We start from the raw sequence: 14928 nt of genomic DNA, 5'->3' as shown, positions 1-14928 counted from the left end.
CGCTCCTATCATTTTATTCAGTATCTTCCCGCCTGTAATCAACCCCTGTTTTGGCTTTCAATTCCGCCAATAAGGCGTTTGTTGATTCTGCCACCGGGTAATTAGCTGCTGTGAATGCCAGACGCGCCTCTTCTGCTTTTTGATGCACTGAGGGACTTCGAAGAACCGCAATTAAGGTGCGCGCCAGTTCATCCGGCTGATCGAATATAAAAGCGCCAAGAGATTCATAATACGGATACGTGCGGGTTCCGGATGATTTCCCGATCAATGCAGGTTTTTGAAACAGCATGGCTTCAAGTCCGACTGTTGAGGTTTGCGTCACTGCCGCGTCAGCATACGGCAGCAAATCATACAGCTCCATCTCCTTTTTGATGACTCTGCAGGCTTTATGTTTTTTTGCCGCAGTGTGATACAGACCCAGCTTATTTTTCCCGATTTCCCAAGGATGGGGTTTGATGATGATTTGCAGCTGTTTCTGATCAGAAAGCTCTTCTAGCAAACCGGAATAAAAATCTTCCGAAAAAGGCTGGGTCGCAATAAGCACGATTTTTTTTGATGGATGAAAAGCAAGTTTTCGATAGAATACGGACATGTCGATAGGGGTTCTGTTAAAAATCTGATCGAAGCGGGGATGTCCCGTTACGAGAATCTGCTCAGGTTTACAGCCTTTTCGTTTGAACCACTCCGCTTCATAAGCGCCAAAAACAGCCTGATAGGTTGTAAAAACAGGAATGAAGGCTTCATCTCCCATCAATGCGCCATGCTGAAGACAAATGCTGACGGCCCCTCTCTTTTCACACGTAAGAGCGAGCACCCTGCTGTAAATATCTTCTGCCGTTCCAACGACAACGGCAGAAATCTTCTCCTGCTCAAACAGCGCATCAACCGTATCAATGGCTTCCATAAATAAAGGAATATCTTTGTAAAGCCGGTCGCGAAACGCTTGATCACCGAATGCAGGGTGGTCATCAAAAGGGGCGAGAATCGAACAGGCTGTTTCGAGATACGGCTTCGGATCACCTTTTTGGCATGATTCCGCAATCTCACGCTTGCTAATCACAGGCAGATCACAATAATCAGGCAAACTCCATCTGGCCAAAACAGCTGTTTTGCCAGGGTCAAACTGATAGTAATTTTCGTTCGAAAAACGCAGGTAATCAAAGTGCAATATGACTTTCCCCTTACCAGGTTTTTCGTTTGTTTTGACTATATTTTTTATCTTTTCTTCAAAAAACGGCTGAATCTGCCCTTCATCGATATGCTGATCCACCGCTCCGAATAACTCCGGCTCTTCATCCATCATCACCCTTAGCTCCGGGGTGATGTATTGATAAAAATTACTGATAAGCCCAAGCGGAATCCCCTTGTAGCGAAGTCTGTCAAAAAGCTCTACATACTTCCGGTACAGCACCCAATAATTGCTTAAATAGGCCGACAAGCTCTCACCCCATTCCAAGCTTTTTTAATGATTCACGCAGCTCTCGGCAATTGCGCTGCGGAGGAAGGTTCCTGACGAATTCATTTTTTTCTGATTCAAACAGCTGAAAATGAATCGATTGGTCGGTAATATAATTCAGATCCAGCTCCTCAGCCAGCGGGTGAAATGGATAAAAATGGTTGACCCTCCAAAAGAACCGGGCATCCCCGATCCTGTAAAACGCCGGGCTTTCATCCCAATAGGAGCCAAATTTCTCCTTTACCTTCTCAAGCACAGAATACCTGTGCATCACCGAGCAATGGTCGATGGCGCACGGCGCGTTCCACGTCACGTGAACGGCCGGCCTGATAGTTTCTTTTACAATGTCGCGATCCTCGTTTAAGTGATAGGTTTTGGAGGCAGAGTAAATCACAGCCTTTTCAGGATGATCATCGAGCTCCTTCACCATTTTTAAGAGCCGGTCCGCCATATAGACGTTGTCATCCGTCGCATAGGTGATATATTCACTCTTGGCCATCTCAATCGCCTGATTGATCAGCGCCGCGTATCTTGTTTTTTCCGTTCTTTCCTTTACTTCAGATACATCGCTTTGATAAAAACGCACTCGGTTATCATTCAAAAAAGGACGGATTACATTTAGCGTCTCTTCATTGGAGTTGTCATCCATAATAAACAATTCAAAATCGGAAAACGTTTGTGAAAGTATGCTGGAAATGGACTTTGCCACATAATCGCTTTTGTTATAACTCGTCATAATGACTGATACTTTCGGCAAATCCTACACCTCCTTCTTGAAACTTCACACCTGAAACTAACGTTATCTTATGTTGCTTATGCGCAAGTTGCGCTAGGGATACAAACCAATATGCGCGAAAAGTTTGTGTATGCCTACGAAAAACAGCGGCTGCCCAGACGAAAATCTGGCCCGTCCGCTGTTCTTTTTCCGCATATTCCAAGCATCAGCCTCATAAGGTGAAAGAGATAAAAATCGCACCAGCGACTAAGATCGTTTTCCATCGGAGGTGAGTCATCGCGGAGCGTTCATTTATACATCCGGAACTTGTTTTGAATGGTTTTCATAAAAAGGAGGAACGATATGAAACCGAAAAAAAATCAATATCAGCAAATGCAGGGATTTGATAATATGCAGGGATATCAGCCTCAGTACGGCGCCAATCCGTACCCGCAGCAAGGTCAAGGCGCGCAAATGCAGACGATGGGGATGCAGCAAATGATGCCAATGCAGCAAGGCCAGCAAGGATTCGGATTCCCGGGCCAGCAGGGCGGCGGGTTTCAAATTCCATCGGGGCCGACACCGTCGGCGCCCGGCCAAAGCATTCCCGGCATGCTGCCTGTTGAGGAATCATACATTGAGAACATTTTGCGACTGAACAGGGGAAAAACGGCCACCATTTATATGACATTTGAAAACAGCAAGGAATGGGGCTCAAAGATCTTTCGCGGCGTCATCGAGGCTGCGGGCCGGGATCACATTATCATCAGCGACCCGAAATCAGGAACTCGCTACCTGCTCCTGACCATCTACCTCGATTACATTACATTTGATGAAGAAATTGCGTATACGTATCCATATTCCATGGCATCCTATTCGCCAAGATAAAGTAAAAGCCAATCACTCATATGATGAGGATTGGCTTTTTTTTATAGATATTTGACGGCTGCGACAATGATCATGATCCAAGAAATAATAAACGCCACACCGCCGAGCGGGGTAATGGCCCCAAGAATGGAGATTTGCGTCAAACTGAGAATATATAAACTTCCGGAAAACAGCACAATTCCCGCAAACATCAGCCAGCCGGCTGTCGTGACACTGCCGATGCCGGATAATTTATCGGCCAGGAAGGCGACAACGAAAAGCCCAAGGGCGTGATACATATGATACTGCACACCTGTGTGCCACACCTGAAGATATTTATCAGGAATTTTCCCTTCTAATCCGTGAGCGCCAAATGCCCCGAGTCCCACGGCAAGCAGGGCGTTAATGGCCCCTAATATGATAAAAACTTTCATCTAGCTCTCCCGCCTTTTCGTTAAACTCATATCCTTTATCTTATCGCACCTATACTAAATTTCAATGTTTGTTCTCCGATGACACGAGATTGTCGGATTTTCTCCTGCGCCAAAGCTGGAACTGGTCTGCCGCTATTGCAACAAGCGTTCCTAATACAAGCCCGTTGCTTAACAGAGAAATAAATACCGGGTGCAAACCCTTTAAGGCAGTTTCAGGAACAAACATAATGCCGACCCCCGTCAACAGCGAGGTGCCGATCACAGACCGCACCCTTTTCAGTTCCGCTTTCTCATATGAATCAAATTCTGCAAGGGCCAGACCGCCCATCGCGGAAAACACAACAAAGTTTACCGCAAATCCAACGGGTGACGGCAGGCTCGCAAACGCATTCATAAAAAACGGGATCACGCTGATCACAACAACGAAAATACTGCCGAGCATAAACGGTTTTTTAGAAGGCATTTTGGTCGTCTCAATAAAACCCGCTGCTCCCGAAATCGGAACCGGTGCAATGGCTCCCGTCAAACCGCTCAGCAGATGGCTGAATGAGGCGGCAAAACCGGCATGGCGTTCATGATGCCGCCCATCCGGCTGTTTGCCGAATTTTTTTACAGCGATGTCCACAACCTTCATGCTCGCCAGCATATTCACGATCAGCAAGATGGTAATAAAAATTGAGGTGATGATAAGACCGCTGTTAAATAAAGGTTTGCCAAAAGGAAACAGGGAGGGCAGCTGAAACAGCCGATCAGGCATTTCCATCGGCTTTGCCGCTCCGGCAGCCGCAAACAGCACCCATCCGCCGAACAGAGCCAATAAAATAGAATATTGCTTAAAAAATGTGATGTTCGAATTTGTCATTATAAAGGCGGCGGCGACTACAACAAGTGCCAGACCAAATACAAGGCCGTCTACACCGTCCTTGCGGTAGCCGATTCCGAGAATTCCTTTTATAATGGGCTGACTCAGCTGCATGACAAGCAGCAATAAATAGACGCCTGTTACAACCGGAGTAAACAAGGCTGCGAGCCGGTCAATGACCTTGAAGATACTTAACAAAAAGAAACATACAGCGCTTACAAGAAGAGCTCCCTGCAAACCGCGCAGTGTGTCCCCGTAAGTTGCAAAAACAGTTCCCATCAACCCGCCGTAGATCGTATACACACCCCACCACAAGCCGGCGGGGCTTTCATTGATCGGCAGTCTGTGGCCTTTCAAACACTGAATGACGGCGGCAATTCCCAATACAAAAAAAGTGCTCTGGATCAATCTCGCAGAATCTGAGTGATCCAGATGAAACGACTGGGCAACCGCCACCGGAACAACAACCGCCGCAGCAATGATAAACGCTGTCCATTGCAGCGCGCCAAGAAACAATTTCACGTGCGCTCAACCTTTCTCATTAAAAATCAAATAAAGACTCTCCGTTTCCGTCCTCTTCCTGCTTCTCTTTTTCCTGCTTTCGATAATTTTTTAATCCTGCGCTTCCCATCATTTTTTCCATCATCAATTGGTCTGTCGATGGCGGCGTGGCAGGACTTGACGTGCTGCTCGGCTGGATGAGGGGCGCGCTCGCGGCCTCCGGCTGATCCAGCACGACATCACACAAAGAACGGACAACCGCTACCGAGCGCTTCAGCTCCTCATCTAGCTCAGCCGTCTTCGCTTTTTTGAGCTCCTCTTCCATTTTTTGAATCAAAGCAGATATATGAATGTTCATCAAGAACCCTCCAGAATATTTATCGTCTTCCTGCATTTTATCAAATTCCCGCCACAAACGCAGATATGAGTTTGTGATTTTTTCTGACAAACCTTACGTATTTGACAAGCAAAAGAGATTTTTCACATAATAAGTCACCATGCCTTATAAAAAAGGAGAAACGGAATGAACAACATCCCCTCTATCGTCAGCAAGCAGAAAAGCTACTTTGCGGCGGGGCACACGAGACCGCTAGAATCGAGACTGGACCTGTTGCAGAAGCTGAAACAAGCCATCAAAACACATGAAGCTGATCTCACAGCCGCTCTCTATCAAGATCTTCACAAATCCGAACAAGAAGCATACACAACGGAAATCGGAATCGTGTTGGAGGAAATCAGCTTTGTGATGAAACGGCTGGGAAAATGGGCCAAGCCGAAACGAGTCAAAACACCGCTGACCCATCTAGGCTCCAAAAGCATCATCATCCCTGAGCCGTATGGAACCGTGTTGGTGGTTGCGCCATGGAACTATCCCCTGCAGCTGGCGCTTTCTCCCTTGATTGGAGCCATTGCCGCCGGGAACACGGTCGTTCTCAAACCGTCGGAATATACGCCGGCTGTTTCCGCTGTTCTTTCCAAGCTCATCAGCAGCGTTTTTCCGAGTGATTATGTCGCTATGGCGGAAGGCGGGCCCGACGTCAGCACAGCGTTATTACAGCAGCCCTTCGATTATATTTTCTTCACTGGCAGCGTTGCCGTGGGGAAAATCGTCATGGAGGCTGCGGCCAAACAATTAACACCCGTTACCTTGGAGCTTGGCGGCAAAAGCCCCTGTATTGTCCATAAGGATGCGGACATACAGCTTGCCGCTAAACGCATTGTCTTCGGGAAATTTACGAATGCGGGACAAACCTGCATCGCACCGGATTATTTATTTGTTCACGAAGACATCAAAACGAAGCTCACAGAAGAAATGAAGCGTGCAATCAATGAATTTTACGGCCCTCAGCCCGAACGGAATCCGCAGTACGGCAAAATCGTCAGTGAGCGCCACTATCAGCGGCTGCTCGATTTTCTGAATGATGGCGTCCCGCTCACAGGCGGACAATCTGATTCTGATCACCACAAAATAGCGCCGACGATTCTTGACCAAGTGGAGGATGACTCTCCTGTGATGCAGGAGGAGATTTTCGGGCCGATTCTTCCGCTGTTTACGTACGGCGATATCGATGAAGTCATTGAGAAAGTCCAATCGCGACCGAAGCCGCTCGCCCTGTACGTCTTTACCACAAACAAAGAAATCGAGCGGTCTGTTTTAGAGAATCTGTCGTTTGGCGGAGGCTGTGTCAATGATACGCTAATGCACGTCGCGACACCGTATTTGCCATTCGGCGGCGTCGGAGAAAGCGGCATCGGCAGCTATCACGGGTTTGACAGCTTTAACACATTTACGCACAAAAAAAGCGTCGTCAAACAAACGAACCGCTTCGACATCGCTTTTCGTTATCCTTCTTCCAAAAACGGGCTGCGAATGATTCGGAAAATACTCAAATAAAAAAGCGCAGATGATCCGCGCTTTTTACAAATCCTTTATACACCAATCAATCGGCGCTTCTCCCATTTTCTCCAAGCACGCATTCGCCCGGGAAAACGGTCTGCTCCCGAAAAATCCGTTTCTTGCCGAAAACGGGCTGGGATGCGTCGATTCAATGATAAAATGCTTGGACGTGTCGATCCGTTCTTTTTTCATTTGGGCATGCCGGCCCCACAAAATAAAGATTACCGGCTGCTCCCTTTCATTCAACACGTCAATAATCCGGTCCGTCAGCCGCTCCCAGCCTTTCCCTTTATGAGAATTTGCCTGTCCGCGTCTTACCGTCAGCACAGTATTCAGCAAGAGAACCCCTTGCTTTGCCCAGCTGACAAGCGACCCGTGGTTCGGAATGCTGCACCCGATGTCCTCCTGCAGCTCAAGAAAGATATTTTTTAATGAAGGCGGCTGCTTCACACCCGGCTTTACGGAGAAGCTTAAACCTTGAGCCTGTCCTGGCCCGTGATACGGGTCTTGGCCGAGAATGACCACCTTGACATCATCGAATGGGGTATAATGCAGCGCATTGAAAATATCCCGGCTGTCCGGATAAATCGTTTGCTCCGCGTATTCCCGCTTCAGCATTTCTCTGAGCTCTTGATAATACGGTTTCTCAAACTCTTCTTCCAGCTGATTCCACCAGCTGTCTTCTAAAAGCTGTTTCAAGATTCAGGCCTCCCTTACGAACGATGAAGTCTGGAATAGACAGGTTTGCCATCCCAAACGATTTCACTTTTTGCTTCCCGTCTTTTCATCTCAGGCTCTTCAAGCAGGACGGCAAAGTTTTTCGTCGGCAGTTCCCCGAGTCCGTGCTTTTCACTTAAACGATCCAAATATTGTTTCCGCTTGGCGCCAAGGTCCGCGGACTGATTGTCTCCCGCGTCACTGAAGGCATACATCACACTGGCGCAAGGGACACGCTTCACCCGGTAATCCTTCGCCGCGCGCAAATAAAAATCCCAGTCCCAATAATTGTGCACATCAGCATCGAAATAACCGATTTCAGCATGCAGAAAACGTCTGTACATGCTTCCCGACGGCACATATGTAGAGAACACTCTCATATCCTCGTAGTCAGCGGTATAAGCAAACAACTTTCGCGAAATTGGATATCTTGTTCCGTTTTTCTCTTCAAATGAGACAATCTCCGCATCAGAATGAACGAAATCCGCCGTTTCTATTTCCTTCGCCATTCTCTCCACATGCCCCGGTGTAAAGAAATCATCGTCATCACAAAGCATAATGCAATCGCCAGACGTCTCTTTTACACCGGCATTTCTCGCAGCCACATGCCCCGAGTTCTTTTCTAAATTGATGACAGCAATCGGCAGCTCCGGATACAGTGCTTTGACCGGCACGACCGATTCCCCGGCATCATTCACAATAATGACTTCATAAGGCTTCAAGGTCTGCTGCGAAATCGACTCCAGAAGCTCACACAAAGCCGGAATCCGATTATAGGTCACAATTACGATAGAAATCTTCATGATGCTCTCCTTCACATTTTCATAGTCATGTACTATTAAAACATATATTGGACGGGAGATCAGTGGGAATATCCTACTGAAAAGGGAAAGGTCGAAAAGAGAATACTAGATGAATCGATAAGCTTTCTATATTGTGATACAGAGAAAATCTAACTATAATGAAAGACAAAACATGATGGAGGTTCAAGACATGTCTATGCATAAAGCACTTACCATTGCCGGCTCAGATTCCAGCGGCGGTGCTGGGATTCAAGCTGATTTAAAAACATTTCAAGAGAAAAACGTATACGGGATGACCGCCTTAACAGTGATCGTCGCGATGGACCCGAACAACAGCTGGGACCATCAGGTATTCCCGATCGATACTGATACAATCCGCGCCCAGCTTGCAACGATTACGGACGGCATCGGAGTGGACGCCATGAAAACAGGAATGCTGCCAACCGTTGATATCATCGAGCTTGCGGCAAAAACGATTAAAGAAAAACAATTAAAAAATGTGGTGATTGACCCGGTCATGGTTTGCAAAGGGGCAAATGAAGTCCTTTATCCGGAGCACGCCCAAGCCCTGCGGGAACAATTAGCGCCGCTAGCCACTGTCATTACACCGAATCTGTTTGAAGCCAGCCAGCTCAGCGGCATGGATGAATTAAAAACAGTTGACGATATGATCGAAGCTGCTAAAAAAATTCACGCACTCGGCGCCCAATATGTCGTCATTACAGGCGGAGGCAAACTCAAACACGAAAAAGCCGTTGATGTTCTCTATGACGGAGAAACAGCGGAAGTCCTCGAAAGCGAAATGATCGATACGCCTTATACCCATGGCGCAGGCTGTACGTTCTCAGCAGCCGTGACAGCGGAGCTCGCCAAAGGTGCGGAAGTCAAAAAAGCCATTTACGCAGCGAAAGAATTCATTACCGCTGCCATTAAAGAATCCTTCCCGCTAAACCAGTATGTCGGACCTACGAAGCATTCTGCGCAGCGTCTGGATAAACAATCATAAACAACATCGGCTGCCTTACTTAGAGGCAGCCTTTTTTATATAACCAATAACTTTTCACAAAAAAAACTGCCGATCCCATCGGCAGCCTGTTTATTTGATTTTTAAATTGTTCGCAGATTTCCTCAAAAATGTTTCTATCGACTGAACAAAAAGTGCGTATTCCTTCATTTGCTCATATGCCCGTGAAAGAATTTCCGCCGTTTCACTGTGCGGTGCGGTCCCGCCAAGCATTTTTTTCAGCTGCAGCAGCACATCCTTATATTCTTCCCGCTTATCTTCAACCTGGTCCGCAGCCTTTTCCAAACATTCCGGTGTTATCTTCTGTTCATGTATATTCAAGAAAACAACTCCTTTTACAGAAAAAAATAGTAGGTTATCGTTGAAGAATAGCACAGATGGCACAGATTTCACATAAGAAAATAGAAGGATTTTCTACATAAGTGTCCAAATTCCGACATTCATTTCAGATTTTCCGGTCGAACTGGCTGTCACGTCATGATTTCCCGGGAAAGGAAAATATCTTGCACTAAAGACCTCTTCTCCATGATTGATAAAGATTTCTATAGATGACGCGTCGATAAACATGTGCACGGTATGCAAATCCTTGATGCGGCAATGTCTCGCTTCTGTTCGTTTTCCGTCGAAGCTCGTTCGCTCCAGCGTAATAACCCCCTCGTTCTGATCAAAGGAGAACGCAGCCGTTCCGCGGATACTGATTGAAAAACCGGACTCTGTCTCAATGTCTTCGATCAAGATCTCAGCTCTTTCAGGGTTTTCAACTGGAAGCGTCCCAGATGATCCATGCATGTTGATTTGTATGTTCTTCTCATTCCTGCGCATGGCTTTCAGCTCAGGCAGCGGCTGCTGAATCAGTTTCTGCCCTGATAGCGTCAGCTGTCTCGGCAGCGTCATACAGTGAATCCAGTGATAGTCAATTGTCGGATGAGATCCTTCATCCTGATCAGGCACAGCCATCCATGCAAACAAAATCCGCCTTCCCTGATCGTCTTCAAATGTTTGCGGAGCGTAAAAATCAAAACCTTGATCAAGCTCAATAAAATCGCCATGCTTCAGTTCAGGCTTGTTATAATCAAGACGTCCGACAACATAACCTGATTGATACACGTTCTGATAATGAAAACCGTCAGCCTCAAGACCCTGAGGTGAGACAATCAGCACATCGGATCCCTGAAGAGTAAACAAGTCAGGGCATTCCCACATGTACCCGAAATCGTCCAGCCCATTGAAGCCCGCGCCAGTTACCGGGCCGAGAAACCTCCACTCCGTCAGGTTATCAGAAGCAAACAACACAGCGTGTCCTTGCCTATTCTCCGTTTGCGCGCCAATCACCATATACCATGTGCCTTCATGCTCCCATACTTTCGGATCGCGAAAATGCGCCGTGTATCCTTCTGGAAGGCGGGCGACAACACCTTTCTTCTCAAAGGTCAGCCCGTCATCAGATACAGCAAGGCATTGATATGTTTCTCGGTTCCCCTCCTGATCCCTGACATTTCCAGTGTAAAACAGATAAAGCCGACCGTCTTTCGTGACAGCGCTGCCCGAGTAGCAGCCGTTTTTATCGAACCAATCACTCGGCGCTAGCGCAATCTCTTCCCGCTTCCAATTCACAGCATCCTGACTCGTATAATGGCCCCAGAATTTTGCGCCGTGCCCCGTCTGAAACGGCTGCCACTGAAAAAAAACATGAAAGCTGCCCTTCCAATATACAACGCCATTCGGGTCATTCAGCAGCCCAACCGGCGGCATGATATGAAAATGCTGGCGGTGCGGATCACTGTCAGCGATAGGCTCTTTTTTCTCCACTTCTTCATATGCCCGGCGACGAAGCTCCTGATCATGTGATGTCATTTTTTTCTCCCCTCATCCTCATTAATCTTCATAATAAACGCTGCGGTAAACGATGACACTCCCGCAATGGCCATCCCAATCAGATAGTTGATCAAGTTTCCAACGCCAAACGGCGCAGCAATGGCGATCATCGGAATCCCTGTTAACCCGTAAGCGTTTGCAGCAACATGTGTAAAGACGACATACGCACCGCCCAATGCGCCTCCGATCATCGCGGCGATAAATGGCTTACGGTAGCGAAGATTGACTCCGAATATGACTGGCTCAGTAATGCCGAGAAAAGCAGAGAATGCAGCCGGAAGCGCAATTTCTTTTGTCTTTGCCTTTTTCGCCATAAAGAAGACAGCAAGGCCGGCCCCACCCTGTGCGACATTCGCCATTGACCAGATCGGCAGCAAGTAGTTTTTGCCGATATCAGCAATAAGTCCTGCCTCAATCGCATGAAAGCTGTGATGAACGCCTGTCAGTACGATGAGTGAATATGTGCCCCCGAAAACCAAACCCGCAACAAAACCGGCATGATCATACACATAAGTCAACGCAATCGTAATGCCTGAGCCAAGTGCTCTGCCCAAAGGACCAATCGCGATAAAAGCGACAAACCCGGTGACAATCACTGTGACAAATGGTGTAACAAGCAAATCTACCGAATGAGGAACCACTTTTCTTGTCCATTTTTCAATCTTGCTCATGACATAAACCGCCAGCAGGACAGGGATGACAGTCCCCTGATAGCCCAGAAGCGCGATATCAAATCCGAAAAGATGCATAAAATCTGGTGTTGCTTCCGCCAACCCCCAAGGATTCAAAAGTGTCGGATGAATCATGATTCCCCCGATAACCGCTCCCAAGTAAGGGTTGCTGCCAAACTCTTTTGAAGCACTGACCCCGATTAAAATCGGCAAGAAAATAAAGGCTGCGCTTGAAAACATATCAAGCAGCTGCAGCAAAGCAGATTCCTTGCTCATCCAATGAAACGCATTGATCATACCCAGTAAGCCCATTAACAGGCCACTGGCGACAATAGCCGGAATGATTGGAACAAAAATATTAGAAAGCGTTTTCGCAAATCTCGCAGCGGGATTCAGTTTTTCTTTCGCCGCATCCTGGTGATTTACATGTTCGTCGCGCTCGACATCAACTTCCTTCGAAAAAGCATCGTACACCTTATTGACAAGGCCTGTTCCGAAAATGATCTGGTACTGGCCAGAGCTGCTGAAAGCGCCTTTGACGCCATCAAGCTCTTCTACTTGTGTTTGATCTATCTTTGATTCATCCTTAATCACTAAACGCAGTCTTGTTGCACAATGAGCCGCGCTGATAATGTTTTCTTTGCCCCCGAGAAGCTCGGTGAGGCGTTTTGCAGTCTCTTTGTAATCCATCTGTTTTTCCCCCTTTTATTTAAACAAAAAAGACCTAAAATTCGCCAACGAATAAAGGACACAGCGATCCTTTTTCATCTACGCAAATTTTAGGTCTTGCCTGCTTTACCAGTCACAATCCCGCTTATTCAGATTGAGAATACGCTTTCATCATAAATCATGACAGCGTTTTCGTCAACTGTTTTTTAGTTAAAAAGTTTGATAAAACATTTAGTCATAAATTCGTAAAATTTAATTGTGAAATACTTCACAATATCATGCTATACTATGCTCAATCATCAAAGAAAGCAGGAAAAGAACATGGAAACTCAAGCATTGCAAAAGGTTGAACAGTACGCTTTAAAAAAACAAAATATATTTATTTCCAGTAAATTCCGTTATTTGCTTAGATCCATTCTGGCCAGCATGTTTATCGGTTTCGGCATTACAGCCGCAAGTAAAACAGGCAGCTATTTCTTCATGGCTGATTCTCCGTTTGCCTTTCCGGCAGCCGCTGTCACATTCGGAGCCGCTATTCTGCTGATTGCTTACGGCGGCGGGGATTTATTTACTGGCAACACCTTTTATTTCACCTATACCGCACTCCGAAAAAAACTTCGCTGGCGAGACACCCTGTACCTGTGGATGACAAGCTATGCCGGCAATTTAATTGGCGCCATCCTATTTGCTATTCTGATCAGCGCGACAGGACTTTTTGAGGAGGCTTCTGTTCATTCCTTTTTGATTCATCTGGCAGCGCACAAAATGGAAACGTCAGCTTCCGAACTGTTTTTCAGAGGTATGCTGTGCAATTGGCTTGTGTGCCTCGCCTTTTTCATTCCGATGTCTCTCAAAGGAGAAGGAGCCAAGCTGTTTACCATGATGCTTTTTGTTTTCTGCTTCTTTATTTCAGGTTTTGAGCACAGCATTGCCAATATGTGCACATTCGCCATCGCACTTTTGATCGAGCACCCTGATACGGTGACACTGATGGGAGCGGTCAGAAACTTAATTCCTGTTACGCTCGGAAATCTGACCGCAGGAATAGTGATGATGGGCTGGATGTACTACACGCTCAATCCCGATAAATAAAAAAACTTCCAGAGATCACTCTCTGCAAGTCAAAGCGGTTATTCCGAGAGATCTTGAAGACGCTGGACATGCAGCGTGATATAGCCGGCCTCGGACTCCGGCAAATGTAATTGATATTCACTTTTCAAAAACTCCGCCAGCTCCAGCGCACATTGATAGGCAAATGAATACTTTTTTTGGATGAAATAAAGCATCTCCTCATCCATATGATGGAGCGCTTCATTTGATTCCAACCGGCTGACCGCGTATCGCAAATGCGTGACAAGGCGTTGATAGGAAATGCTGTTTTCATCCACCTTTCGATTAAAGTAGTTTTCTATTTTCTCTATCATTTCTTTAATCATGGTCGTATGCTTCAGCGCTGAATACATGCTCTCCGCATCCATCTTCGCCGTATGGATGTGAAGGGCAATATAACCCGCTTCATCTTCAGGCAGAGACACGCCCAATGTCTCTTTTACATGTCTGATTGCCCACAGGCCGACCTCATATTCTTTTTTATAGAGCGCCTTTATCTCATGCAGCAGTTTATTCTGCACAAGCAGCCCATTTTGAACCCTTTCGATCGCAAAGGACAAGTGGTCAGAAAGCGCGATATGAATGTGGTCGCTCAACGGCGCCGCGAGCTCCCCCTCCGCATAGCTGATGATATCCTCAGCGATTTCAATATGCTCCTCCGGCAGCGTTTGCAGGATTTGTTTAAACTTTTCATTCTCGTCGCGCACGACAAAGATCTTTTCCACTTTATTCATAGGGATGAGATCATTTTTCTTTTTTTGAAATGCGATTCCCGGTCCCATCACGATTTTTTCCTGATCATCCTCTTTTATTAAAGCCGCATTGTTGTTTAATACTTTATAGATTTTCAAGAGGCTATCTCTCCCGCCAATTTGCTTTTGACTGGGATTTTACCTCCTTTTGACCGCCATGTAAAGGTGCGGTCCAGCTCTCTCCTGCTTTGGCGATTCCTTGAAGGCTTGCAAACACCTTCTTTTATAAAGCGCGGCGGCTTTCGCTTTCTGCTTTTCTTCGTCATTCACAGCCATCCGCCATTCATAAAACGAAACAAGTCCTGCGGCCTGCACCGCCGCTTTTCTTTGGTATGTACGCTGAGCCGAATAGACCGCAGCAGCCGCAGTTTTTCTGTCCGGCGTCACCCAGTTCATCAAAAAGACCATCCACACCCGTAAAGATACAAGCAAACGTTTCATAGAAAAACATCCCTCCGCTTCTTTTTGGCAGGCAGCCTTTTTAGCAGCCCGTTTTCTCAGCCGCAGCCCGCGGGAAAAGACGGCCGATTTCTTTTCTCGCAAACTAGCGGCTCTAGCAAAACTCATGACTCTAT

The 14928-nt window shown here is 46.7% G+C and carries 16 protein-coding genes; 4 read left to right on the top strand and 12 right to left on the bottom strand.

The window, feature by feature from the left end; genetic code table 11:
• Positions 1 to 13 precede the first annotated feature (13 nt).
• Entirely contained in the window at positions 14 to 1438 is a 1425-nt protein-coding gene (locus ACMX2I_RS02245; RefSeq protein WP_414956047.1) for a CDP-glycerol glycerophosphotransferase family protein, read from the bottom strand.
• Between the two features lie 4 nt (positions 1439 to 1442).
• On the bottom strand, positions 1443 to 2213 hold the full coding sequence (gene spsA, locus ACMX2I_RS02240) for a spore coat dTDP-glycosyltransferase SpsA (RefSeq protein ID WP_414956046.1): 771 nt from the start codon (positions 2211 to 2213) through the stop codon (positions 1443 to 1445).
• Positions 2214 to 2534: 321 nt separating this feature from the next.
• Here spsA and gerQ point away from each other — a divergent pair, with 321 nt between their 5' ends.
• Positions 2535 to 3059 (top strand): spore coat protein GerQ, encoded by a 525-nt coding sequence (gene gerQ / locus ACMX2I_RS02235; RefSeq protein WP_394715380.1) that lies wholly within the window; start codon positions 2535 to 2537, stop codon positions 3057 to 3059.
• Positions 3060 to 3100: 41 nt separating this feature from the next.
• Here gerQ and ACMX2I_RS02230 read toward each other — a convergent pair whose 3' ends face one another.
• The 3 genes from ACMX2I_RS02230 to ACMX2I_RS02220 all read right to left on the bottom strand — a co-directional run bounded on the left by ACMX2I_RS02230 (position 3101) and on the right by ACMX2I_RS02220 (position 5193).
• Positions 3101 to 3472, bottom strand: coding sequence for a DUF423 domain-containing protein (locus ACMX2I_RS02230; RefSeq protein WP_087992786.1), 372 nt, complete (start codon positions 3470 to 3472; stop codon positions 3101 to 3103).
• A gap of 61 nt (positions 3473 to 3533) precedes the next feature.
• Positions 3534 to 4856, bottom strand: a complete 1323-nt coding sequence (locus ACMX2I_RS02225; protein ID WP_414956045.1) for a purine/pyrimidine permease — start codon at positions 4854 to 4856, stop codon at positions 3534 to 3536.
• Between the two features lie 19 nt (positions 4857 to 4875).
• A complete protein-coding gene (locus ACMX2I_RS02220; protein WP_414956044.1) occupies positions 4876 to 5193 on the bottom strand; it encodes a YwdI family protein in 318 nt (105 codons plus the stop codon).
• Positions 5194 to 5358: 165 nt separating this feature from the next.
• Between ACMX2I_RS02220 and ACMX2I_RS02215 the strand changes: the two genes are divergently transcribed.
• Positions 5359 to 6729 (top strand): aldehyde dehydrogenase, encoded by a 1371-nt coding sequence (locus tag ACMX2I_RS02215; RefSeq protein WP_414956043.1) that lies wholly within the window; start codon positions 5359 to 5361, stop codon positions 6727 to 6729.
• 24 nt (positions 6730 to 6753) lie between these two features.
• Here the strand turns inward: ACMX2I_RS02215 and ACMX2I_RS02210 are convergent, their stop codons facing one another.
• A complete protein-coding gene (locus tag ACMX2I_RS02210) occupies positions 6754 to 7431 on the bottom strand; it encodes a uracil-DNA glycosylase (protein ID WP_414956042.1) in 678 nt (225 codons plus the stop codon).
• Between the two features lie 14 nt (positions 7432 to 7445).
• A complete protein-coding gene (locus ACMX2I_RS02205; RefSeq protein WP_394715384.1) occupies positions 7446 to 8252 on the bottom strand; it encodes a glycosyltransferase family 2 protein in 807 nt (268 codons plus the stop codon).
• Positions 8253 to 8442: 190 nt separating this feature from the next.
• Between ACMX2I_RS02205 and ACMX2I_RS02200 the strand changes: the two genes are divergently transcribed.
• Positions 8443 to 9258 carry a bifunctional hydroxymethylpyrimidine kinase/phosphomethylpyrimidine kinase gene (locus ACMX2I_RS02200; RefSeq protein WP_087992795.1) on the top strand — a complete coding sequence of 272 codons (816 nt, stop codon included), beginning with the start codon at positions 8443 to 8445 and terminating at the stop codon, positions 9256 to 9258.
• A gap of 90 nt (positions 9259 to 9348) precedes the next feature.
• Here the strand turns inward: ACMX2I_RS02200 and ACMX2I_RS02195 are convergent, their stop codons facing one another.
• The 3 genes from ACMX2I_RS02195 to scrA form a co-directional block, all read right to left on the bottom strand.
• Positions 9349 to 9597, bottom strand: coding sequence for a hypothetical protein (locus ACMX2I_RS02195; RefSeq protein ID WP_087992796.1), 249 nt, complete (start codon positions 9595 to 9597; stop codon positions 9349 to 9351).
• 93 nt (positions 9598 to 9690) lie between these two features.
• Positions 9691 to 11130, bottom strand: a complete 1440-nt coding sequence (gene sacA, locus ACMX2I_RS02190; protein WP_414956041.1) for a sucrose-6-phosphate hydrolase — start codon at positions 11128 to 11130, stop codon at positions 9691 to 9693.
• Positions 11127 to 12512, bottom strand: a complete 1386-nt coding sequence (gene scrA / locus ACMX2I_RS02185) for a PTS system sucrose transporter subunit IIBC (protein ID WP_333517885.1) — start codon at positions 12510 to 12512, stop codon at positions 11127 to 11129. Before scrA ends, sacA begins: the two co-directional genes overlap by 4 nt.
• A gap of 300 nt (positions 12513 to 12812) precedes the next feature.
• On the opposite strand from scrA, the gene ACMX2I_RS02180 reads away from it, so the two are divergent.
• Complete coding sequence (locus ACMX2I_RS02180) at positions 12813 to 13583, top strand: formate/nitrite transporter family protein (RefSeq protein WP_414956040.1); 771 nt, start codon at positions 12813 to 12815, stop codon at positions 13581 to 13583.
• 38 nt (positions 13584 to 13621) lie between these two features.
• Here ACMX2I_RS02180 and sacT read toward each other — a convergent pair whose 3' ends face one another.
• Positions 13622 to 14452, bottom strand: a complete 831-nt coding sequence (sacT, locus tag ACMX2I_RS02175) for a sac operon transcriptional antiterminator SacT (RefSeq protein WP_394715388.1) — start codon at positions 14450 to 14452, stop codon at positions 13622 to 13624.
• 39 nt (positions 14453 to 14491) lie between these two features.
• Entirely contained in the window at positions 14492 to 14794 is a 303-nt protein-coding gene (locus ACMX2I_RS02170; protein ID WP_087992814.1) for a hypothetical protein, read from the bottom strand.
• Positions 14795 to 14928: the final 134 nt, after the last annotated feature.

This window comes from Bacillus sp. SW14 (genome assembly GCF_047608225.1).
Classification (GTDB): Bacteria; Bacillota; Bacilli; order Bacillales; family Bacillaceae; genus Bacillus; species Bacillus subtilis_G.
The sequence above is the reverse complement of the archived record's forward strand: the minus strand, read 5'-3'. Positions and strand labels throughout refer to the sequence as shown.

Coding starts and splice junctions, on each gene's coding strand:
- gerQ (WP_394715380.1), top strand. CDS start 2,535: ATGAAACCGAAAAAAAATCAATATCAGCAAATGCAGGGATTTGATAAT.
- ACMX2I_RS02230 (WP_087992786.1), bottom strand. CDS start 3,472: ATGAAAGTTTTTATCATATTAGGGGCCATTAACGCCCTGCTTGCCGTG.
- ACMX2I_RS02220 (WP_414956044.1), bottom strand. CDS start 5,193: ATGAACATTCATATATCTGCTTTGATTCAAAAAATGGAAGAGGAGCTC.
- ACMX2I_RS02215 (WP_414956043.1), top strand. CDS start 5,359: ATGAACAACATCCCCTCTATCGTCAGCAAGCAGAAAAGCTACTTTGCG.
- ACMX2I_RS02205 (WP_394715384.1), bottom strand. CDS start 8,252: ATGAAGATTTCTATCGTAATTGTGACCTATAATCGGATTCCGGCTTTG.
- ACMX2I_RS02200 (WP_087992795.1), top strand. CDS start 8,443: ATGTCTATGCATAAAGCACTTACCATTGCCGGCTCAGATTCCAGCGGC.
- sacA (WP_414956041.1), bottom strand. CDS start 11,130: ATGACATCACATGATCAGGAGCTTCGTCGCCGGGCATATGAAGAAGTG.
- scrA (WP_333517885.1), bottom strand. CDS start 12,512: ATGGATTACAAAGAGACTGCAAAACGCCTCACCGAGCTTCTCGGGGGC.
- ACMX2I_RS02180 (WP_414956040.1), top strand. CDS start 12,813: ATGGAAACTCAAGCATTGCAAAAGGTTGAACAGTACGCTTTAAAAAAA.
- ACMX2I_RS02170 (WP_087992814.1), bottom strand. CDS start 14,794: ATGAAACGTTTGCTTGTATCTTTACGGGTGTGGATGGTCTTTTTGATG.